Origin of the sequence: Natronoarchaeum sp. GCM10025321 (genome assembly GCF_042663585.1) — an archaeon.
Classification (GTDB): domain Archaea; phylum Halobacteriota; class Halobacteria; order Halobacteriales; family Natronoarchaeaceae; genus Natranaeroarchaeum.
Genome location: NZ_JBHTAN010000006.1, coordinates 2,124,586 through 2,145,866 on the forward strand (window position 1 = coordinate 2,124,586; position 21,281 = coordinate 2,145,866).

Below are 21,281 nucleotides of genomic sequence, written 5' to 3' on the forward strand. Positions count from 1 at the left end.
CCGGCGGAGTGTGACACGAACCCTCGCTGATACGTCCCTCGCTGGTACGTCTATCGGCATCGTCGGTGCCGGCATCGGCGGCCTCTCCGCGGCGGCGTATCTCGCCCGAGACGGGGCCGACGTAACGGTCTACGAACAGCGCTCGGCGGTCGGCGGCGTCGCAGGGACACTGGTCGACGGCGAGTTCCAGTTCGACACTGGTCCGTCGTGGTACCTGATGCCCGAACTGTTCGAGCGCTTCTTCGAGCACTTCGACAGTCAGCCGACCGACTACTACGACCTCGAACGGCTCGACCCGAACTACCGGGTGTACTGGAAGGACGGCGACAGCGTCGACGTACCCGCCGATCCGGGCGCCGCCGCGGAGCTGTTCGAGTTCTACGAGGACGGCGGTGGCGAGGCATTCGAGCGGTATCTCGATCAGGCCGAAGAGGCCTACGAGCTAGGGATGAACCGGTTCGTCATGGCCAACCGCTGGCGGCTACGCGATTACGTCTCGACTGACGTTGCGCGCTCGGGCCGGGGAATCAACTTCCTCGGGACGATGGACGAGCACGTCAGCGAGTACTTCGATCACCCCAAGCTCCGACAGTTGGTTCAGTACACGCTGGTCTTCCTCGGTGGGTCGCCGTACAACACGCCGGCGCTGTACACCCTGATGAGCCACGTCGACTACGGGCTTGGCGTCTACTATCCACAGGGCGGGATGTCGGCGTTCATCGACGCGCTGGAGTCGGTCGCCCGCGAGCAGGGCGTCGAGATTCGGACGGAGACGCCGGTGACCGGGCTGGAGCCGGGACAGTCGAGTATCTCCGTCGACCACCGGGGAGGGACGACGAGCCACGACCGGGTCGTCAACAACGCCCCGCCCGCACACGTCGAGCGGGACCTCCTCCCGGATGACGTAGTCGGCTCACGGCCGATCGGTTCGCTGGTCGGCGGCGACGGCGAGTACTGGGACAGCCGAACCCTCGCTCCCTCGGCGTTCATGCTGTATCTCGGCATCGACGGCGACCTCGACGAGTTCGAGCACCATACGCTCGTGCTCCCGACGGACTGGAGCGACCACTTCGAGTCGATATTCGAGGAGTCCGGATGGCCCGAGGATCCGGCGTACTACGTCAACGTTCCGTCCCAGACCGACCCCTCAGTTGCACCCGAGGACGCCGAGACGCTGGTCGTCCTCGTCCCGGTCGCGCCCGAACTCGACGACGACCCCGAGCAACGAGAACGGTTCCGTGACGACGTGCTCGACAGCCTCGCCGAGCACGTCGGCGTCGACCTGCACGACCGGATTCGCGTCGAGCACTCGGCCTGCGTCAGCGATTACAAAGCCCAGTTCAACAAGCTCGGCGGGACGGCGCTCGGCCTCGCCCACACTCTCGAACAGACCGGGCCGATGCGCCCCGGATTCAAGGTTCCGAACGTCGACCGCGCATACTACGTCGGCGGCGACGTCAACCCCGGAATCGGCGTCCCGATGTGTCTCCTAAGCGGCGAGCACGTCGCCGAGGTGGTGAAAGAGGACGTCGCGGGCGGCGGACTCTTCGGTAACTGGTGAGATCACGGGGGGTATCGCCGGGACGAGGTGTCCGGATTGCCGTACCGTTTTGTTCGTTCGACCCTTGACACGAGTAATGAGCGAACTCCCAGAAGTGATTGCTGGCGTCGACGACGTCGACTGTACCGGAATGGACGTGCTGGTCACCGGTTCGACGAGCGGCATCGGCCGTCACGCCGCGCTGGCGCTAGGTCGACTGGGCGCGGACGTGATCGTCCACGGCCGCGATCCGTGGAAAGGCGAGAGCGTGGTCGACGAACTCACCGCGCTCGGCGCGGAGGCGACGTTCGTCCGGGCCGACTTCTCCGATACCGATGCCGTCGAGGAACTCGCGGCAACGGTTCGAGAGGAAACCGATGGGCTCGACGTGCTCGTCAACAACGCCGGCGGATTCTTCCGTGGCGGCGAACTGACCGACCTCGGCGTCGAGTACACGTTCCACGTCAACCACCTCGCGCCGTACTTGCTGACCGCAGAGCTACTGGATCACCTCGCTCCGGACGCCCGCGTCGTCACGACGGCCTCAGGTGCCCACCAGGGCGCGTCGCTGGATCTGGATCGAGTTACCGAACCGGACGCCGGGATGTGGGCGTACAGCCACTCGAAACTGGCAAACATCCTCTTCGCGACCGAGTTGGCGCGACGGCTCGACGCCGCTGATCGGGACGTCACGTCCAACAGCCTCCATCCGGGTGCGATCCCCGGCAGCGGCTTCAGCCGGTTCCTTCCCGGCCCGCTCTCCAGCCTGTTCGGGAAACTCGATGTGGTTCCCGGCGTCACGTCGGTGGCTGACGGGGCCGCCGCACTGGTGAATCTCGCAGTATCACCGAGGACCGCAGACGTCTTCGGGCGCTACTTCTCCGGCCAGAGCGTTACGACGCCCTCGGATGCGGCACAGGACACCGTCGCCGCACAGCGCCTCTGGGAGCAAAGCGCCGAACTGCTCGATATCGAGGAGCCACTCGCTGAGCCCCCGGCAAAGACGTCTGCGGACGAGTAACGAACAGGGAACACCGATTGCCCCCGACCCAGGCCGTTTCCGCAAGCTTTTGGCCAGTGGCGCGAGCAGGTGAGCCGTGAGCCGCTATCGTACCCTCTCGCTGTTCCTGTTGCTCGCCGCCGTCTGGGGCTCTGCGTTCGTAGCGATCAACGCCGGGCTAGCGTATTTTCCACCAGTAACGTTTGCCGCGCTCCGGTTCGACGTCGCCGGCATCGTCATGCTCGCGTACGCGGCCTACGCCGTCGACGATCCGATCCCGCGTGGCCGCCGCGAGTGGTCGGACGTCGCCATCGGTGCGACGCTGATCATCGCTGGCTACCACGCCTTCCTCTTCTACGGCGAAAGTAGCCCCGCGGTGACCAGCGCCATCGCCGCGGTCATCGTCGGACTCTCGCCCCTCCTGACGACGGTGTTCGCCAGGGCCTTCCTCCCGTCCGAGCGACTGACGCTCGTCGGTGTCACCGGCCTACTGATCGGTCTCGTCGGTGCGGTCGTGCTTGCGTCGCCCGACCCTGCAAACCTGACAGGAGACGGCACTACCGCCAAGTTCCTCGTCCTTCTCGCCGCGACGTCCTTCGCCCTCGGCTCCGTCCTCACGAGGGCCCTCGACTCCGGGATGGACATCGAGACGATGGAGGCCTGGTCGATGCTCGTCGGCGCGGTGCTCACTCACGGGGTCGCGCTCGTACTCGGCGAATCGGTGGACGCTATCGTCTGGACGACCGAGTCCCTGCTGGCGCTCGGCTACCTCGCCGTCGTCGCCAGCGGCCTCGGCTTCCTCATCTACTTCGACTTGCTCGACCGGGTCGGCCCCATCGAGATCAACCTCGTCTCCTACGTGGCACCGGTCTTCGCGGCGCTGGTGGGCTGGCTCCTGCTCGACGAGGGCCTCACGCTCACGACCGTCGCCGGGTTCGCCCTCATCTGTACGGGCTTTGCGCTCGTCAAGCGGTCGGCGATCAGAGAGGAACTGTCCTGATCGCCGATCAGGTGTCCGTGATCTCCACGTCGAGCGGGTCTTCGAGCTTTCCAACCACGGCTTCGAGCGCGTCGGTCGCCGTGATCAGCCCGACCACCTCGTCGTCGTCCAGCACCAGTGCGAGTTCCTGTTTCTGGGCCTGAAACCGGTCGATCGCTTCGCTGAGGTGGACGTCCGTACCGAGGGTCATCGGCGGCGTCGCGATATCCTCGAACGACCGCTCGCCCGCCCGGAGGTCGTCGAACGCATCGACAACGGTCGGCACGTAGACGATTCCCAGAAACTCCGCTGGCTCCTCGCCGATCAGCGGGAAGCGAGTGTGGGGACTCGATCCGATACGGTCGAGGTTCTCCTCGGCCGACAGTGCCGTCGAGACGAACACGATGTCCTCGGTCTCCGTCATGACGTCTCGAACCGGGATCTCACCGATGGTGAACGCGTTGAGCACCTCCTCAAGGCGTTCTCTGGGGAGGTCCCCGCGGTCGAGCAGCGTCGTCAGCCGATGTCGAAGCTCCGCCCGGGATCGAACCCGTTCGGTCTGGCTCTCCAGCCACGCGCCCGTCATCTCGACGCCGAACAGGCTGAGCGTCCACTTGGCGACGCTGTCACCGATCGCAATCATTGGCGAGATGAGTTTCGTGAACCAGTACAGCGGCGTCGCGCCGTGGCGGGCGACGAACTTCGTCCGCTCGACCCCGAGATAGGTCGGCGTCTGCTCGCCGTGGGTCAGATGGACGAGATTGATGATGACGAAGGCGATGATCCCAGCAGCGCCGACCGACGCGAGCACCGTGTTCTCGAAGAACGGCTCGAACAGTCCCGAAAGCGCAGGCTCTGCGATGATACCGACAGCGATGCTCGTCGCGCTGATCCCGACCTGACAGCTCGTGAGATAGATCTCCAGATCCTCGGTCATCTCCCAGGCGCGCCGCAAGCCGGGTTCTGCGAACTCCGACTCGTCGTACTGGCGCACACGCGTCAGGGAGAACTCGGTGGCGACGAAGAAGGCATTCCCCAGGATAAACAGTGCTCCGGCGACCAGGCGGAGACCGATCTCAAGAGTATCCATACGTCGACAGTTTAACGTCCAGCATAAAACTACTGCCGCCGGCAGTTCGAGATCTCCAATGGCTCAGGTAGCGTCTGTGAGCAGGGCCGGCGCGAAGTTCGAGTTATGGCCACCCGAAGGCTGGTGCTCGCAGGTAGAAAATGCGGGAAAAGTGGGCCGGCGCGAAGCTCGAATTACGTCCGAGAACCTGCGCTTTGCGCAGAACCTCGGCCTCATTCTGAATTCGCTTGGATGGATTTTCCACGCATTCCGGACCGCTCGCTACGCTCGCGGTGATGGAATGCGGGAAAAGTGGGCCGGCGCGAATTCGAATCGCGGTTACGGCCACCCGAAGGCCGAAGGATACCAAGCTACCCCACCGGCCCGCACACGAAGGAAGGGGAGTATCGTTTTTAACGCTTCCGGACTGTGCCCAAACGAGCGTCAGAATCGCGTGTAGCCGTCGGTGTCGAGATAGTGCTGTGCGACAGTGATCGCGTGATCAGCGTGGAGTCGATTCGGGCCGAGTCGGACCCGCCGATCAGTCGTCGACGCCAGCAGTTCCGCCTCCCACTCCTCGAAGTCGTAGTGGTCCGAAAGAACGAAGATCGGATCGGTCGGCGGTTCGACGTCCGAGATGGGGTCGCCGTCCTCGTGCAGTTGGACGATCGATCCCTCGCTGGCGACGTCGTCGAGTAGCTCCTCGAAGCCGATTCGCGTGAGCGAGACGCCCGGCGACGTCTCGACGGGGATATGACCGATCGCTTCCTGACGTTGTTCGAGCGCGTTTCGGACGAGCGCGGCCGTCGAGCGCTCGTCGGGGTTGAGTCGCCGGAGGTCGCTCCCCTCGAAGGTGACCGTGAACTCGTCCTGGAGAACGAGATGCACGCGGACGTCCTCGCGGAGATCGTGCGAGAGGAAGAACGCGGAGTTAACACACCGGCAGAGTATGTCGAGGCGGCCCGCCCCGCCCGCGAGATCAGAGAGCGCGAACTCCGACTCGATGGGGGCGTCGTGGCCGATTACGATGAACTGTCGCATACTCGGAGATAGCCGGGCGGATAAAAAGGGGCGTCGACTCGACCTGTTGGCCAAAAAGAATTTATTCCACTTTATTCAATGATATATTATAATGCCCTCCATCACCGTCCTGCAGTCCGGCGCAGTCGGCGGCTTCTTCCTGTTGTTCGGCCTGCTACTGTTCGCCGTCTACGTCGGCCTGATCGTGTGGACTTACTCCGATGCACAACGGAACAGCCCCCAATCGGCGGTCCTCTGGGCGCTCGTGGTCTTTTTCGCGCCGTTTCTCGGCGTCCTGCTGTACGTCCTGCTCGGTCGGGGGCAGTTGTAAGCGAGAGAGATCGGGCGGGACTCGCCGACTGGCTTCCACAAGGTAGTTACCCACGCTCCGACTGGATAGAGGTATGACGGTTATCGAGGACGCCCGTGCACTTCTGGAGACCGGACCGCTCTGTGACGCCTGCCTCGGGCGTCCCTTCGCGGACCGGAGTTTCGGGCTGACGAACGACGAACGGGGTATGGGACTCCGGACGACCATCGCACTGGAAGACGATACCGACTACGAATCGACGCCACCCGAGGACTGCTGGGTCTGTGAGGGCTTCTGTGGCGAGTACGACGCGTGGGCTGACCGCGTCGCCGAGGCGCTCGAGGGCGTCCACTTCGAGACGTATCAGGTCGGGACGCGTACGCCACCGCTGATCGAGGAGAACGACGCACTGCTCCGGGCGGACGCCGGACTCGACGAGGATGCGGGCGAACTGTTCAAATCCGAATTCAACCGCGAGGTCGGCAAACGCGTCGGCCAGAAGACGGACACCATGGTCGACTTCGAGCGACCCGATGTGCTCGCCCTGCTCAATCTCGAACGCGACGGCGACGTCGAAATCCAGGTCAACCCCGCGTTCGTCTACGGCCGCTATCGCAAACTCGAACGGGACATTCCCCAGACAGAGTGGCCATGCCGGGAGTGCGGCGGCAGCGGCAAGGAGCTCGGCCCCGACGGCGAGGTCGACTGCGAGTACTGCGGCGGGAGCGGCTACCTCTACGACGACAGCGTCGAGGGCTACGTCGCGCCGCTCGTCCGGGACGCCATGGAGGGCGAGGAGGGCGTCTTCCACGGTGCTGGGCGCGAGGACGTCGATGCGCGGATGCTCGAGCACGGCCGACCGTTCGTCGCCGAAGTGAAGAAACCCCACTACCGTAGCCCGGACGTCGAGGCGCTCGAAGCGCGGATCAACGAGGCGGCCGAGGGCGCAGTCGAAGTCGAGGGACTCCGACTCGCCACCCACGAGATGGTCGAGCGCGTCAAAGAGCTAGAAGCGAGCAAGACCTACCGGATGGACGTCGAGTTCGACGAACCGGTCGACGAAGCCGAATTTCAGGCGGCCCTCGACGAACTGGAGGGGACGACCGTCGAGCAGTTCACGCCCGAGCGCGTCGACCACCGCCGAGCCAGTATCACGCGCACGCGAGACGTGTACGAAGTCGACGGCGAACTCGAAGACGAGCGTCACGCCGATATCGAACTCCACGGCGCAGGCGGACTCTACGTCAAGGAACTGGTCAGTAGCGACAACGGCCGGACCGAACCAAGCCTCTCCGGCATGCTCGATATCGACGCCGAAGTGACGGCGCTCGACGTGCTCGACGTGCAGGGCGAAGACGAGGCCTTCGAGCAAGACGAGTTCTTCAGAGACGCCTGAACCGCGAGCAGCCGTTTTGCCGACGTGTCGTATCGACGGAGCCACGGCTCAGTCTGTTGAAAACGGCCGAAGAAAGTTCGAGACCGATCAGTCGGCAGTCGCTTCGACGGTTTCGCCCTCGTCCTCGCGGTAGTGCTCCGCGATGAGGTCTTGGTCGATCCGGTTGAGAGCCTCTTTCGGGAGCATCGAGAGCAGGTCCCAGCCGAGTTCGACCGTCTCGTCGATCGAACGGCTGTTGTCGTAGCCCTGCTGGACGAACTCCTCCTCGAAGCGGTCCGCGAAGTCGAGGAACTTGTTGTCCCGCTCGCTGAGCGCTTCGCGGCCGACGATGTTCACGAGGTCGCGCAGGTCCTCACCCTCGGCGTACGCCGCGTACATCTGGTCGGAGACGTCGGCGTGGTCGACGCGCGTGAGTCCTTCGCCGATACCGTCGTCCATCAGCCGAGAGAGGCTCGGTAGGACGTTGATCGGCGGTTTGATACCCTGGCTGTTGAGATCCCGATCGATGTAGATCTGACCTTCCGTAATGTAGCCGGTCAGGTCGGGGATCGGGTGGGTGTCGTCGTCGCCGGGCATCGTCAGGATCGGAATCTGCGTGACCGATCCATCGCGGCCCTCGATCCGACCGGCGCGCTCGTAGAGCTGGGCCAGGTCGGTGTACATGTACCCGGGGTAGCCACGTCGTCCCGGGACCTCCTCACGTGCGGCACCGATCTCTCGGAGCGCCTCACAGTAGTTGGTCATGTCGGTGAGGATCACTAGCACGTGGTAATCCTTCTCGAAGGCGAGATACTCGGCCGTGGTGAGCGCGAGTCGCGGCGTGACCGTCCGCTCGACTGCGGGGTCGTCCGCGAGGTTCATGAAGACGACCGACCGTTCCAGCGCGCCGGTGCGCTCGAAGTCGTTCATGAACTCGTTTGCCTCCTCCTGTGTGATCCCCATCGCACCGAAGATCACTGCGAACTCGGAGCCATCTTCGCCCTCCTCTTCCTCTTCCGGCACGGACGCCTGCCGGGCAATCTGGAGTGCGAGGTCGTTGTGCGGCAGTCCCGATCCGGAGAAGATCGGCAGTTTCTGACCGCGAACGAGGGTGTTCATACCGTCGATGGCCGAGACGCCAGTCTGGATGAACTCCTCGGGATACTCGCGGGCGTAGGGGTTGATCGCCTTGCCGACGATATCGATCCGCTCGTCGGGGACGATCTCCGGACCGCCGTCGATCGGGTTCCCGGAGCCGTCGAGCACCCGTCCGAGCAGGTCCTCGGTGACGGGCATCTTCATGGTCTCGCCGAGGAAGCGAACGGACGACTTGCGGTCGATCCCTTCGGTTCCCTCGAAGACCTGAATCGCGACGACCCCCTCGCTCGATTCAAGTATCTGTCCGCGCTTGATGTCGCCGTTAGGGGTCTCGATCTCGACGATTTCGTCGTACCCGATCGGCTCGTCGACCTCGGCGAACACCAGCGGGCCGCTGATCTCCGTAATTGTCTGATATTCTTTCATTGTTAGTACAGCTCCCGCGTCTGGTCTGCGATGTCGTCTTCCAGGTCGCTGATGAACTGTTCGTAGTCCTCGGCGACGCCCATCCGGTTCAGCTGCGGCGCGGCGTCGATGTCCTGGATCTCCTCGACCGGCACTCCGGCGTCAAGCGCGTCGAACGACTCGTCGTTGAACGCCTTGATAGCCTGAAGCATCCGGTAGGTCTTGTTCGGTTCGCAGTAGGTGTCCACGTCGTGGAACGCGTTCTGCTGGAGCCATGCCTCGCGCAGGTAGCGGGCGACCTCCAGCGTCAACTGCTGGTCCTCGGGCAGGGCGTCCTTCCCGACGAGCTGGACGATCTCCTGGAGTTCGCCCTCCTCGTCGAGGACGTCGATCGCCCACTGGCGGATCTCCGGATAGTCCTCCGCGACGTTGTCTCGGTACCACGGATCGAGCTGATCGCGGTACAGCGAGTACGACTCTGTCCAGTTGATCGACGGGAAGTGCCGTCGTTCCGCGAGGTCGGCGTCGAGCGCCCAGAACGTCTTGACGATCCGCAGGGTGTTCTGGGTGACCGGCTCGGAGAAGTCCCCGCCAGGCGGGCTGACCGCGCCGATGGCGGAGACCGATCCCTCGGTCCCGTTGATGTTCTCGAAGTAGCCGGCTCGCTCGTAGAACTGTGCGAGGCGAGCGGCGAGGTAGGCCGGATAGCCCTCTTCGCCGGGCATCTCCTCGAGTCGCGAGGAGATCTCGCGCATGGCCTCGGCCCACCGCGAGGTGGAGTCGGCCATCAGTGCGACGTCGTAGCCCATGTCGCGGAAGAACTCCGCGATGGTGATTCCCGTGTAGATACAGGACTCACGGGCGGCGACGGGCATGTTCGAGGTGTTCGCGATGAGGCAGGTTCGGCTCATCAGCGGCTTCCCGGTCTTCGGGTCTTCGAGTTCCGGGAAGTCCTCGATCACTTCGGTCATCTCGTTACCGCGCTCGCCACATCCGACGTAGACGACGATGTCCGCGTCAGCCCACTTGGCGAGTTGGTGCTGTGTAACGGTCTTCCCGGAACCGAACGGGCCCGGAATCGCGGCTGTCCCGCCTTTCGCGATCGGGAACAGACCGTCGAGAATGCGCTGTCCGGAGACCAGCGGGGTCTTCGGCGTGCGCTTCTCTTCGGCCGGCCGCTGTTTGCGGACCGGCCACTCCTGGTGCATCTGGATCTCTTCGCCGTTGTCGACTTCGGCGACCGTCTCCTCGACGGTGAACTGGCCGGCCTCGATGGCGCTGACCTCGCCACCCTCGTAATCGGGGGGCACCATTACCTTGTGCTCGATACTCTCGGTTTCCGGGACGGTGCCGATGATGTCGTTGGCCTCGACCTCGTCGCCCTCCTCGACGGTCGGGGAGAACTCCCACTGCTTGTCGAGGTCGATACCGGGTGCGTCGACCCCACGGTCGAGGAACGCTCCCATCTCTCCTTCGAGGACGTCGAGGGGACGCTGGACGCCGTCGTAGATGGAGTCCAGCATGCCGGGACCGAGATCCACGCTCAGTGGCTCGCCCGTGTTCTCGACGGGTTCGCCGGGTCCGACACCCGACGTCTCCTCGTACACCTGAATCGTCGTGACGTTGCCTTCGATTTCGATGACCTCGCCCATCAGCCCTTCGTCGCCGACGTAGACGACGTCGTTCATCCGGGCATCAAGGTCGGCCGCCGTCACGACAGGTCCGCTCACGCTGTCGATGACACCGTCCTCCTGGATAGTGTCCGTATCTGTTGCTTTGCTCATGATTTAGCTCTCTTCGTCTTCGTCCATCAGATCGATACCGATGGCCCGTTTGATCTGTTCGCGCAGTCCGCCACTCCCGGCACCGCCACCGAGCGTAACGACGACGGGTTCGACGCTCGTCTCGACGTCTTGCCGGACGTTCCGCGAGAGGTGATCGAGGTCGTCGTCGTGCATGACGACGATTCCGATCCCCTCGTCCTCGAGCACTGCGGTAACCGCGTCGTCGAGGTCATCGTCTTTCTCGTCGTCGGCGACGTTGTGGAACTCACGGACCCCGGCGAGTCGAAAGCCGGTCGTGAACTCGGGACTGCCGACGACTGCTATCTCCTGGCTCATAGTATCACCAGTTCCTCCTCGATCTCCGCTTCGTCGAGTCCGACTTCGCGACCGCGTGCGATCGCACGGATGTTCTCGACTTCCCGCTCTTTGGCGAGAATATACGACATCACGGCGGTGATCGACACCGGATAGACAGTCGACAGTCGATCCGTGTACTCCAGCAGTGCCGCGTCGAGCGCGTGCTCGAACTGGATGAGCGTATCGGCCTCCTCCAGTTCGTCGAGTGCGGTCGACAGGTCCTCACCGTACCTGCTCTCCCGGATATGCGTGATCAACTGGTCGGTGTTCGTCGCCAGCGATCGAAGATCACTGGGGGTGAACAGCGTTCCACCTTCGATGAAGTACGCCGCCGGATCGAGGTCGGCACCGCTCCGTGCTATCCGAAGCGCGTTCCGCGCGTTCAGGAAGTCGATCTCCGCCTGCAGGAACTCGACGTACCGGCCGATCGGCCCCTCGTTCCAGCCAGTCGGCAGGTCGTCGAGTAAGTGCGTGTAGAACTCCCGGTCGACTGCGTTCTCCAGCGGAACGAGCACGCCGTCGTCCTCGAACTCCTCGAGGGCGTCTGCGAGCGCGTCACCGTACAGCGTCTCGTCGAGCTGTTCGACCACCGCTTCGATGGTCTCCAGTTCGGAGAGCCGGTCGAGGAACTCGGGCTCGAGTTCGCCCGCCCGGATCAGATCGGACTGGATCGCTTCGGCCGACGCGTCGGAGTAGACGCCACGGATGACCGTCTTGATGTTCCACGTGTCGTACTTGCGGAGGTACCGGGCGATCAGATCGTTCAGTCGCCCCTCCGACCAGTCGAGCATGTCGTGGAAGTGCTTTGCGAGGTTCTGGTTGAGTGCGTACTCGATCAGATCGGTGCCGCTGTAGCGCGCACCGAGGGCGTTGATCTCCGTCTCGTACTCGGTCTCTTCCATGAACCGCGCGATGCCACCGGGCCCCATTCGGATCAGTTTCCGATAATCCTCATCCGACAGGAGCGCCGCTCGTCGAGCCCGGACGCGGGCGTTGACGTACTCGGGATTCGATGCACCGATCGAGCTCATTGGTCGAACAACCGTGCGCTGATGTCTCGAAGGTTGTCCTCCCAGACGTCCTCCAGCACGGAATCGAAGGTGTTGTTCACGCGGATGTTCGACGTGTCACTCTCGAGGACGACGCCGCCGAGACAGTCCTGCTCGCCTGCGAACTCGAAGCCGTCGTACTCTTCGAGGATCGATTCGAGCAGTTCCTTGTCGTCGGCACGGCCGTATACCTCGACGTCCGCTCCGTCGTCGAACTCGACCGCGGCCGCATCGAGCAGTGCCGTCGTCAGCTCTTTGCGGGTCTCCTCGTCGAGGGTGGCGAGTTCTTCTTCGACCTGATCGTAGACGGATTCGAGCGTATCTCGGCGGGCTTCGAGGCGCTGCTGCTTTGCTTCGAGCTTCGCACTGGAAAGACGCTGTTCCTGTTCCTGTTCGATCTGTTTTTCGACCTCCGCTTCGGCTTCGGCGATGAGCTCCTCTCGCTCCGCCTCGGCCTCGGCGACGATCTCGTCGGCGCGCTCTTCGGCGTCGGAGTTGATCTCCTCCGCACGCGCGCGGGCTTCGTCTCGTATGTCCTCAACTACCGTTTCTAAACTCATGGTTGTAAATAGAGGTTGGTCGGGGCTCTACTGCACCAGTACCAGGATGAAGACGACGAGCGCGAAGATCACGAGCGTCTCCGGTAGTACTGTCAGAACCAGCGACCTACCGAACAGGTCTTCGTCCTCGGCGATAGCGCCGACTGCAGCGGATCCGATACCTCGTTCCGCATATCCGGAGCCCAGTGCCGCGAGACCAACAGCGATGCCGGCCGCTGCCAGCGCGTAGCCATTGCCCAGGTTCTGTGCCGCTTCGGGGCTCATCGCGTTCGTGTTCAGGAACGTTGCCGTCTCAGCCAGTGTCGTAAGTAGTGCAGCTTCCATGTTTGTAATCAGTCTTGAGTTGTGTGACTTCGATCGTAACCGAACGGTTGATATTTCTCCCCGCCGCCTTCATAAAACTTCTGAAAGAACTCGACATACTCGAGACGGACCATCTGGATACCTGCGGACGTGATACCGAGCAGCAGGACAAAGATGTGTCCGATTACAAACACGAGTATGGCGATCGGCAGGAGTAGGGCAAACGGCACTGCATCGATGTGAAGCAGTCCCGCGAACTGTGCATCCATCGCGGCGATATCCTGCGTCGGCAGACCGAATACGGTGTGGCCCTCGGCGTCGACGTACTCACCGAAGACAAGCAGGTTGACCACGAAGGCCATCCCGGCTTTGGCGAGCAACACTGCGGGAATCCGCAGGAACGAGAGGGTGTGACCGAAGATGTAGGCGGGCGTCTCGATCAGCCCGATACCACCCTCGCCGATACCGATACCGACGAGTCCGACGACGAACAGTCCCAGACCGATGAGACCGACCGTCTCCGGAAAGCCACTGAACGTAAGGAACCCAGCGATATCTCCGTTGTTGAGCGCCGCCTCCGGACCGACGATGAAGCCGGGCTTTCCGGACGCGAGGTGCTGGGAGAAGACCCAGACGAAAAAGCCGTTGAGTGCGACGACCCACGAGAGGTTCTCGAGGCCCGATTCGACTACGCCGTGCTGGAGGTCGTTAACGAAGCCGACGATCCAGCCCAGGCTCAGCATCGCGATGCCGAACAGCACGGCAGCGACGAGCCAGAAGTTGACGAAGTCCGGCGACGCGATCCCTTTCGATATCACGCCTGCGAACGGCAGGTGGATCCCCAGTTCGTACATGTGGATCCCGAACAGTTCGTCGTACAGATAGCCGAACATAGTCGTGAAGACACCACACCACAGAGCGATGGCACCCATCGCCTGCAGCCCTACGGACTCGGACCGGTACAGTGCGACCCCGAGCGCCAAATAGAGCAGTCCGTACGCGATGTCACCGATCATAAACCCGAACGCGAAGGGGAACGAGAGGAACACGATCAACGTCGGATCGATCTCGCTGTACTTCGGTCGGTTGACCGTGTTGACGATCATCTGGAACGGCTCCGCGATGTCGGGGTTGTCCTGCACGACCGGCGGGGAGTCGTCCATCATCGTCGCGCCGCCGTTAGCACCGACGGGCTGTCCGCCATCCGTCGCGGCTTTCGGCGGTTCCTCTTCCTCGGCGGGCGATTGCTCCTCGCTCGCCGACTCTTCGGGTTCCACGGCTTCGGCGTGCGTTGCGTGACCCTGTTCGTTGTAGTCCGCACGAACGAGCTCTTCGACCTCCAGTCGGTTGCCGACCGCATCTTGGAGTTCAGTCTCGAACTCGTCGTATCGCTCCGTTGGAATCCAGCCTTCGGCGATAAACGCCCGCTTCGACGTCGCAAACTGCAGGGGCGCTTCCGAACGCTGGACATCGATCGAGAGCTTCTCTTCGGCCGCCAGCAGGAAGCCCCCGACTTCCTCTTTGAGCTCTGCGAGTTCCGCTTCGATCTGCTCGCGCTGATCCTGTAGCTCGCCTTTGCGCTCGCGAAGTTCCGCGAGGAACGTTTCGGGCGCTCGGTCGCTGTCAGGCACCTCTAGTGCGGCGAACTCGATACCGACGAGCGCGTCTTCGAGTGCGCCCTCGGCGTCGTCGACCGGGTACACGAACACCGCGACGACCTCGTCGCCGGTGAACGTCTCGTACGCGTCGACGGTCTCTTCGTCCTCCAGTGCCGCTTCGATCTCCTCGACGTCGCCGTGACCGACCCGCACTTCGAGCGAGTCGTAGCCACGAAGGAGATCGAGATCGATTCCGAGATCGACGAATGGCTCGATCGATTCGATCCGTTCGTTGACCTGCCGCAGCTCGTCCCGAATCTCGTCACGTCGGTCGTCGAGCTCGTTCACTTCGGTCTGGATCCCGTCGAGTTCGTCGTCGATCTCTTCCTGTGAGACGATCCGGCTCGGGCCGGCTTCGTCGTCGTCGAGGTCGAGGATGCTCTCCAGCGCGCGAACCGTCACGAGTTTTTCCGACGCGTCCTCGGAGCCTTCGATCGGATCGCCGTGCTCGAAGCCGTCCCAAGAGCCGTCGTAGTCACTCAGGTGCACCAGATTCATCCCGTGGACGGTCTCGATGACCGGCTCCATCACGGTCCGGGAGCCTGCCACCGACACCTTGCTCATCTGCTCAGGTCTGAGCATGCACCGCCTCCTCGAAGATATCGAGGACGAACTCGACAGCGTCGTCTTCGCGCTCGCTTGCGTCTTCTGCGAGCGCCTCACGCTGCTGGCGTCCCTCTTCGAGGATCGCCTCCCGTTCGTCCTCTATCTCTTCGCGGGCCTCCGCGAGTCGCTGTTCTTTCAACTCTCGTGCCTCGGCCTCCGCCTCCGCGCGGATCTCCTCGGCACGCTCACGGGCTTCGGCGATACGGTCGTCCCGCTCCGCCTCGGCCTCCGCAACGATCTCGTCAGCTTCGTCTTCCGCCGTCTGAATTTGGTCAAGGACCTCTGGCCTCGGCATATCTTTTGGCAGGCGGATAATTGCGAATGGGCGTATAAGGTAGTTGCGAAACAGCGCCCGCTCATTTTGCGGGGGTTTAAGATCCAACCCGGTTGGAAAGCGGTCTGGCGCGTCGTACCATCGAACGGTCAGGATTATGATCACCCAGTCCTAACGGCGTAGCAATGGGCGTTCTCGAAAATAAACGACGCGCACGGGTGTTCTACAAGTATCTCTCGCAGGTGTACGATCAGATTAACCCGTTCATCTGGAACGAGGCCATGCGAACCGAAGCGATCGCTCTGCTCGACATCGACGAGGACGACCGCGTCCTCGACGTCGGTTCCGGTACCGGCTTTGCCACCGAAGGATTGCTCGAAAAGACCGAGAACGTACACGGACTCGACCAGAGCGTCCACCAGATGGAGAAAGCGTGGGCCAAACTCGGCAAGCACGACCCAGTCAAGTTCGCGCGTGGGGACGCGGAGCGACTGCCCTACCGGACGAATAGCTTCGACGTCCTCTGGTCGTCGGGATCGATCGAATACTGGCCGAACCCGGTCAACGCGCTTCGGGAGTTTCGGCGTGTCGTCAAGCCCGGCGGGCAGGTGCTCGTCGTCGGCCCGAACAACCCGCGAAACTCGGTCATGCAGCGGGTTGCGGACGCGATCATGCTGTTCTACGACGACGAGGAGGCGGACCGGATGTTCGAACAGGCGGGCTACGAGGAGTTCGACCACTACCTGATGGGCCCCTCCCACAAGCCCGACATCGCCATCACGACGGTTGCGACGGTTCCCGAGGACATCTAGACGGGCCGTTTAGCGGGCAGTTACAGTTTTCTCAGCGAGGACGTGCTCGTCGTAAACGATAGTTACGCTGACCGACTCGCCGGCGGCAAGCCCACCCGGTGTGTTCGTCGACGCGATCCGAAGGGAACCGGTCTCTCCTGCGGTCCAGTCGTCGTCCATCCCGGAGTTGAACGGACCGGTCGGTCCGGGGGCGAAGCCGTCTGCCGAAAAGAACGGGACTGGTGGCTGTTCGTCCAGTTCAGTCCCCTCGACAGCGATCCGTACCGATAGTTCGGACGGTTCGAGCGCGTCACCGCGCGCATGTCGGACCCTGATCGTATCCGAGTCGGCGTCGGCCGTCACGTCGAGCACCGTTGTCGGCGGTGGCTCAGGCTCTTCAACGGCGAGCAGGCCACCGGCGGCTACCCCGGCGATCACGACGGTGAGTCCGACCAGAAGGACGACGCCGATGACTGGCGTGAGTGCTCTATCCGTCGGCACGTCCCCGTGCGTCCTCATACCCTGCCATCGCCGCGTACTGGCGTATAAATCTGTAGACCGGTATTGGGGAAGTATAGATCGCTATCAGGAACTGTCGGTGGTTTTCAGAGACGCTACTCCCGGACCGTGATCGAAACCTCGCCCGCGTCCGTGGTCGCCGTCACCTCGACGTCATCTTCGGGCGCAAGCAGCCAGGCAGTGCCGTCCTCGTCCGTCTCGACCGACTGCTGACCGGCGACTGAGACCGTCGCGTCGACGGGTTCCTCGGAGTCGGGACCGGTCACCGATACCCAGACCGGGCCGCCCCCGGAGACGCGGTGACTAGAGACCGTTGCGTTCTCGTTCGACCGACTGACCGTTGCGGTCGTCGAGAGCGAGTCGACGGTAAGCGTGTGATACTCCATGACGACTTCCTGGGTACTAAAGTCGATATGCGACGTCGACTCGCCGCGGGGATGATCCAGACTGAGAGCGATCAGCCTGTCGTAGCCGCTGATCCCGAGGCCGAAGAGGTTCGAGTAGATCCACGGGTATAGCTCCGGGCCGCGGTCGTCGAGTTCAGTCAGACTTTCGAAAGTCGGCGGTTCGTCGGGCGCGAACTGATCGAACTGCACGCCCTCACGGACGTAGATCCGATCGTCGGCGTCCGAACTCGACTCGTCGAGGGTGCTCAGGACCAGCGCGTTCTCGGCCGCGGAGATCTGTATCGGGCCCGCACGCTCGGCGGTACCGTAGGTCGCTTCCAGCAGTTGGGTTCGGATCGGGCTATCGAACCGGCTCAGATCGCCCTTGATATTGCGGACACTCACCGTCACCTCGGGATCGGTCTCGGCGAGTTCGTCGACTGTATCAGCCGCGGACCGGAGCGTCCGGGCCTCCTTGCTCACCTCCGCAATGCCACGGAGGAGGGTGCTGTCGTCCATCTCGCCGTTGCTGTACGCTGCTGCAAGCACCGCTTCCCGCTCGTGAAGCGCTACTGTCCGGTCTTTGATCTCGTCGAGGTGTTCATTGAGGACCGCTTGCCGTTGTTCGGGCGACTCCGCGTTCTCGAAGGCGCGTTCGACGGTCCCCAGTTGGATCTGCGTTCGGAACTCCGTATCACCCATAGCGAGAGCGCTCCCAAGGTCAGCACCGTGCTCGGCAGAGCCAGCCCTGGCGTCGCTCCCGGTCGTAATCCACGTGATACCTTCGTGGTCCGTGACCTCGGTCTGGGAGAGCGAGGCGGTGGCGACGTCGTCCGGACCGGACGTTGGTGGGCCGACGCCACCGACGACGGCCGTCATCGGTGCGGAGGCGACGAGGAGGGCGACGAGCAGTGTCGCGAGGATGCGCGTCATTACCGTAGATGTAAGCGTCTGCTATATAAAAGTTCGCGGATCCCTCCGATTAGTCTCCCAGCGGCACTCTGGATGAAACACCACGAGCAGGCGCGAGATAATTCATAACCAGTAGAGACGTTTTATCTATGGAAAGCGTTTTCTACCGGGAGATAACACGAGTCTATATGCGGGTTTCCGCCGTCCTAGTGGTCGTTATCCTTACGTGTGCCCTCCTCGCGGCCGCATCAGGTGGTGCCGTCGCCGCACCCACCGATCCCTCCATCAGTGGCGACGATGTCCCGTGGTCCGAGAGCGTGCAGACGCTCCAGCAGGCGGAAGACGACGGCAACGAGTCAGTCCGCCAGACACTCCGGGTCCAGATAACTGGCGAGGGCCACGCCGAGTGGACCGTGAGCACCCGGTACGAACTGGAGGACGAAGCCGACCGCGAGGCCTTCGAGCAACTGGTCGAGGACCTCCAGAACGGGGAGGAAGACATCGGCTACTCCACCGATACCTTCCGCACGTACGCGGACGGTGCATCGGCAGCGACGGACCGCCAGATGATCCTCCGTGACGAGCAGTGGAACGGATCGGTCGAGGACGGAACCGGGACGCTCGCCCTGTCGTTCACGTGGACGGGTTTCGCCGCGGTCGATGGTGACCGGGTCGAAGTTGCCGACGTCTTCCAGTCGGGTGACGGCGAAACCTGGCTCCCGAGCCTGAACGACGACCAGCGGCTCGTAATCGTCGCACCTGACGGGTACGCTGTGGACGGATTCAGCCTCGATACGCCGCCGGACAGTGGGTTCGAGGACCGGTCCGCCCAGTGGACCGGCCCCGAAACGTTCGAGGCCAACGACATCCGGATCACCTACGTCACGACCAGCGGACCGGTCGAACCCCCAGCCACCGGGGGACTCTCGACGATAGCACTGGTCGGAGGAGGAATCGGTCTCCTCTTGCTCGTCGCACTCGTCGCAGGGGTCTTCCTGGTGAACCGTTCGGACGAAGAATCGATCGGAAGCGCTCTCTCCTCGACCATCACCAACGGGGAGACAGAGGCCATCACCGCGCCTGACGGCCAGCAGCCCGACGGTCTACCCGACGAGGGAGCAGTCGGCGGCGCGACACAGCACGACGAGCCAGCGGAGACCGAGACGGGCGGGGTGGCCATGGCGTCCGACGCCGACGAGACCGACGACGGGGTCGATCCAGACCTGCTCAGCGACGAAGAGCGCGTGATGCGCCTGATCGAGCGGAACGGCGGTCGGATGAAACAGGCCAACATCGTCACGGAGACCGGCTGGTCGAACGCGAAAGTCTCGCAACTGCTCTCGTCGATGGACGAGGACGGTCGGATCGACAAACTGCGGATCGGCCGCGAGAACCTCATTAGCCTCCCCGATGAGGATATCACAGAGACCGAGCAGTAGGACAACGGGAAGCGACGGATCCCGAGTTTCAAAAAGGTTTAGCGAGTACCGCGTGCAATAGATAATCATGAAGGTTCTGGTGACCGTCAAAGAGGTAGTTACGGTCGGCGACGAGTTCGAGATCAGTGGGACCGAGATCGCCGAACAGTACCGCGAGTACGATCTCAACGAGTGGGACGACTACGCCGTCGAGGAGGCCGTCCAGATCAGCGAATCGGAGGACGACGTCGAGGTAGTTACGGCGACGATCGGCCCCGAGCGAAGCGACGAGACGATCCGAATGGCGCTCGCGAAAGGCGCAGATCGCGCGCTCCGGATCTGGGATGACGACCTCGAAGCGACCGAAACGCTTGACGTCGGGGCAAAAGCGGAGATACTCGGAGCGGTCGTCGAGGCCGAGGACCCCGACCTCGTGCTCACCGGCGTCCAGGCCGAGGACGACGCCTTCGGCGGCACTGGCGTCGCGCTGGCCGAACGCGTGGGCTACGAATGGGCAGCCGTCGTCAACGACCTCGATCTGGATGCCGATAACGGCGTCGCGTCGGTGCGGCGCGAACTCGAAGGCGGCGTCGAGGAGCTAACCGACGTCGAACTGCCAGCAGTGCTAACGATCCAGACGGGGATCAACGAGCCCCGATACGCGAGCCTGCGCGGCATCCGGCAGGCACAGGCCAAAGACCTGGACGTCGAGACGCTGTCCGACCTCGACGTCGACCCCTCGGCGGCCGATAGCGCGCTCGACGTCACGGAGATGTACGTCCCCGAGACCGAAAGCGACGTAGAACTGATCGAAGGAGGAGCCAGCGAAACCGCCGGACGGTTGGCTGAAGTGCTTCGGGAGAAGGGGGTGGCAGAATGACGGATATTCTCGCCGTCGCGGAACACCGCCGCGGCGAACTCCGTGACGTGAGCTTCGAGCTACTTACGGCCGGCCGCGAACTCGCCGATTCGACGGGCGGCGACCTCCACGTCGCGGTCATCGGCGGGGACGTCGACGCGTTCGCCGACGATCTGAACCGAGAGGGCGTCGACCGCATCCTGACCGTCGGAGCGGGCGAGGAGTTCAACCACGACGTCTATACGCAGGCTATCGCGGCACTGTACGACGAGGTTGCGCCGCAGGTACTTCTGCTCCCGAACACGGTCAACGGGCTAGATTCCGCCCCCGCGCTCGCGGAGCGTCTGGGCCTGCCCTACGTCCCCGACGCCGTCGAACTCGACCTCGACGGCGACGAACTGGTCGCTACCCGCGAAATGTACGGCTCGAAGGTCGCGACGACCAACGCTGTCGACGCGGGCGACGGCGTCGCCGTGACGGTCCGGGACGCCGAGTGGCCCGTCACTGAGGGAGCGGGCGAAGCCGAAATCGAGGCGGCCGACGTCGATATCGACGAGAGCGCGGTCCGCTCGACGGTAAAGGGCTTCGAGGAGGTCGGCGCGGGCGACGTCGACATCACCGAGGCCGACCTGCTGGTCTCGATCGGCCGCGGGATCGAGGAGGAGGAGAACCTGGAACTGATCGAGGACCTCGCCGACACCCTCGGCGCGACCATGTCGGCGTCCCGGCCGATCATCGACAACGGCTGGCTTCCGAAGGGGCGGCAGGTCGGCCAGTCCGGCAAGGTCGTCACGCCGGACGTCTACCTCGCCATCGGCATCTCCGGGGCCGTCCAGCACGTCGCCGGAATGAAGGGCGCGGAAACGATCATCGCGGTCAACACCGACCCGAACGCCCCGATCTTCGATCTGGCAGACTACGGAATCGTCGGCGACCTGTTCGAGGTCGTACCGGAACTGATCGAAGAGTTCGGGGAATAGGACGCGAGTCGCTCTTACTTCGATTTCTG

21 protein-coding genes and 1 tRNA gene are annotated in these 21,281 nt (G+C 63.3%); 9 read left to right on the forward strand and 13 right to left on the reverse strand.

Annotated elements, in window-relative coordinates; all coding sequences use genetic code 11:
- Positions 1-10 precede the first annotated feature (10 nt).
- The 3 genes from ACFQL3_RS13680 (at position 11) to ACFQL3_RS13690 (ending at position 3,540) form a co-directional block, all read left to right on the forward strand.
- On the forward strand, positions 11-1,561 hold the full coding sequence (locus ACFQL3_RS13680; RefSeq protein WP_377055212.1) for a phytoene desaturase family protein: 1,551 nt from the start codon (positions 11-13) through the stop codon (positions 1,559-1,561).
- A gap of 76 nt (positions 1,562-1,637) precedes the next feature.
- On the forward strand, positions 1,638-2,561 hold the full coding sequence (locus ACFQL3_RS13685) for an SDR family NAD(P)-dependent oxidoreductase (RefSeq protein WP_377055214.1): 924 nt from the start codon (positions 1,638-1,640) through the stop codon (positions 2,559-2,561).
- A 76-nt stretch (positions 2,562-2,637) separates the two neighbouring features.
- Positions 2,638-3,540, forward strand: a complete 903-nt coding sequence (locus ACFQL3_RS13690; protein WP_377055216.1) for a DMT family transporter — start codon at positions 2,638-2,640, stop codon at positions 3,538-3,540.
- Between the two features lie 7 nt (positions 3,541-3,547).
- Here the strand turns inward: ACFQL3_RS13690 and ACFQL3_RS13695 are convergent, their stop codons facing one another.
- From ACFQL3_RS13695 to trmY, 3 genes are all read right to left on the reverse strand, one after another.
- The gene (locus ACFQL3_RS13695) at positions 3,548-4,609 is read right to left on the reverse strand and encodes a CNNM domain-containing protein (RefSeq protein ID WP_377055218.1); all 1,062 of its coding nucleotides are present in this window, start codon (positions 4,607-4,609) and stop codon (positions 3,548-3,550) included.
- A gap of 292 nt (positions 4,610-4,901) precedes the next feature.
- Positions 4,902-4,974 (reverse strand) — tRNA-Pro (locus tag ACFQL3_RS13700).
- Positions 4,975-5,032: 58 nt separating this feature from the next.
- Entirely contained in the window at positions 5,033-5,629 is a 597-nt protein-coding gene (gene trmY, locus ACFQL3_RS13705) for a tRNA (pseudouridine(54)-N(1))-methyltransferase TrmY (RefSeq protein ID WP_377055220.1), read from the reverse strand.
- A 91-nt stretch (positions 5,630-5,720) separates the two neighbouring features.
- Here trmY and ACFQL3_RS13710 point away from each other — a divergent pair, with 91 nt between their 5' ends.
- Together ACFQL3_RS13710 and ACFQL3_RS13715 are read left to right on the forward strand one after the other, a co-directional pair.
- Positions 5,721-5,939, forward strand: a complete 219-nt coding sequence (locus ACFQL3_RS13710; protein WP_377055222.1) for a PLDc N-terminal domain-containing protein — start codon at positions 5,721-5,723, stop codon at positions 5,937-5,939.
- Between the two features lie 73 nt (positions 5,940-6,012).
- Entirely contained in the window at positions 6,013-7,314 is a 1,302-nt protein-coding gene (locus ACFQL3_RS13715) for a tRNA pseudouridine(54/55) synthase Pus10 (RefSeq protein ID WP_377055224.1), read from the forward strand.
- 87 nt (positions 7,315-7,401) lie between these two features.
- Here the strand turns inward: ACFQL3_RS13715 and ACFQL3_RS13720 are convergent, their stop codons facing one another.
- From ACFQL3_RS13720 to ahaH, 8 genes are all read right to left on the reverse strand, one after another.
- Positions 7,402-8,817, reverse strand: a complete 1,416-nt coding sequence (locus ACFQL3_RS13720; RefSeq protein ID WP_377055226.1) for an ATP synthase subunit B — start codon at positions 8,815-8,817, stop codon at positions 7,402-7,404.
- A 2-nt stretch (positions 8,818-8,819) separates the two neighbouring features.
- Positions 8,820-10,580 carry an ATP synthase subunit A gene (locus tag ACFQL3_RS13725; RefSeq protein WP_377055228.1) on the reverse strand — a complete coding sequence of 587 codons (1,761 nt, stop codon included), beginning with the start codon at positions 10,578-10,580 and terminating at the stop codon, positions 8,820-8,822.
- 3 nt (positions 10,581-10,583) lie between these two features.
- A complete protein-coding gene (locus tag ACFQL3_RS13730) occupies positions 10,584-10,916 on the reverse strand; it encodes a V-type ATP synthase subunit F (protein ID WP_377055230.1) in 333 nt (110 codons plus the stop codon).
- Complete coding sequence (locus ACFQL3_RS13735; protein ID WP_377055232.1) at positions 10,913-11,968, reverse strand: V-type ATP synthase subunit C; 1,056 nt, start codon at positions 11,966-11,968, stop codon at positions 10,913-10,915. The genes ACFQL3_RS13730 and ACFQL3_RS13735 overlap by 4 nt, the downstream gene beginning before the upstream one ends.
- A complete protein-coding gene (locus ACFQL3_RS13740; RefSeq protein ID WP_377055234.1) occupies positions 11,965-12,546 on the reverse strand; it encodes a V-type ATP synthase subunit E in 582 nt (193 codons plus the stop codon). The genes ACFQL3_RS13735 and ACFQL3_RS13740 overlap by 4 nt, the downstream gene beginning before the upstream one ends.
- Positions 12,547-12,573: 27 nt before the next feature.
- Complete coding sequence (locus ACFQL3_RS13745) at positions 12,574-12,810, reverse strand: hypothetical protein (RefSeq protein WP_377057108.1); 237 nt, start codon at positions 12,808-12,810, stop codon at positions 12,574-12,576.
- Between the two features lie 68 nt (positions 12,811-12,878).
- Positions 12,879-15,089 carry a V-type ATP synthase subunit I gene (locus ACFQL3_RS13750; RefSeq protein ID WP_377055236.1) on the reverse strand — a complete coding sequence of 737 codons (2,211 nt, stop codon included), beginning with the start codon at positions 15,087-15,089 and terminating at the stop codon, positions 12,879-12,881.
- The gene (gene ahaH / locus ACFQL3_RS13755) at positions 15,076-15,408 is read right to left on the reverse strand and encodes an ATP synthase archaeal subunit H (protein WP_377055238.1); all 333 of its coding nucleotides are present in this window, start codon (positions 15,406-15,408) and stop codon (positions 15,076-15,078) included. The genes ACFQL3_RS13750 and ahaH overlap by 14 nt, the downstream gene beginning before the upstream one ends.
- A gap of 164 nt (positions 15,409-15,572) precedes the next feature.
- On the opposite strand from ahaH, the gene ACFQL3_RS13760 reads away from it, so the two are divergent.
- Positions 15,573-16,199, forward strand: coding sequence for a methyltransferase domain-containing protein (locus ACFQL3_RS13760; RefSeq protein ID WP_377055240.1), 627 nt, complete (start codon positions 15,573-15,575; stop codon positions 16,197-16,199).
- A gap of 9 nt (positions 16,200-16,208) precedes the next feature.
- Here ACFQL3_RS13760 and ACFQL3_RS13765 read toward each other — a convergent pair whose 3' ends face one another.
- Both ACFQL3_RS13765 and ACFQL3_RS13770 read right to left on the reverse strand, forming a co-directional pair.
- Positions 16,209-16,697, reverse strand: coding sequence for a type IV pilin (locus ACFQL3_RS13765; RefSeq protein ID WP_377055242.1), 489 nt, complete (start codon positions 16,695-16,697; stop codon positions 16,209-16,211).
- Between the two features lie 95 nt (positions 16,698-16,792).
- Positions 16,793-18,016, reverse strand: a complete 1,224-nt coding sequence (locus tag ACFQL3_RS13770) for a DUF7096 domain-containing protein (protein WP_377055244.1) — start codon at positions 18,014-18,016, stop codon at positions 16,793-16,795.
- Positions 18,017-18,183: 167 nt separating this feature from the next.
- Here ACFQL3_RS13770 and ACFQL3_RS13775 point away from each other — a divergent pair, with 167 nt between their 5' ends.
- The 3 genes from ACFQL3_RS13775 (at position 18,184) to ACFQL3_RS13785 (ending at position 21,252) form a co-directional block, all read left to right on the forward strand.
- On the forward strand, positions 18,184-19,434 hold the full coding sequence (locus ACFQL3_RS13775) for a helix-turn-helix transcriptional regulator (protein ID WP_377055246.1): 1,251 nt from the start codon (positions 18,184-18,186) through the stop codon (positions 19,432-19,434).
- Between the two features lie 67 nt (positions 19,435-19,501).
- Positions 19,502-20,293 carry an electron transfer flavoprotein subunit beta/FixA family protein gene (locus ACFQL3_RS13780; protein WP_377055248.1) on the forward strand — a complete coding sequence of 264 codons (792 nt, stop codon included), beginning with the start codon at positions 19,502-19,504 and terminating at the stop codon, positions 20,291-20,293.
- Positions 20,290-21,252, forward strand: a complete 963-nt coding sequence (locus tag ACFQL3_RS13785; protein ID WP_377055250.1) for an electron transfer flavoprotein subunit alpha/FixB family protein — start codon at positions 20,290-20,292, stop codon at positions 21,250-21,252. The genes ACFQL3_RS13780 and ACFQL3_RS13785 overlap by 4 nt, the downstream gene beginning before the upstream one ends.
- Positions 21,253-21,281 lie beyond the last annotated feature (29 nt).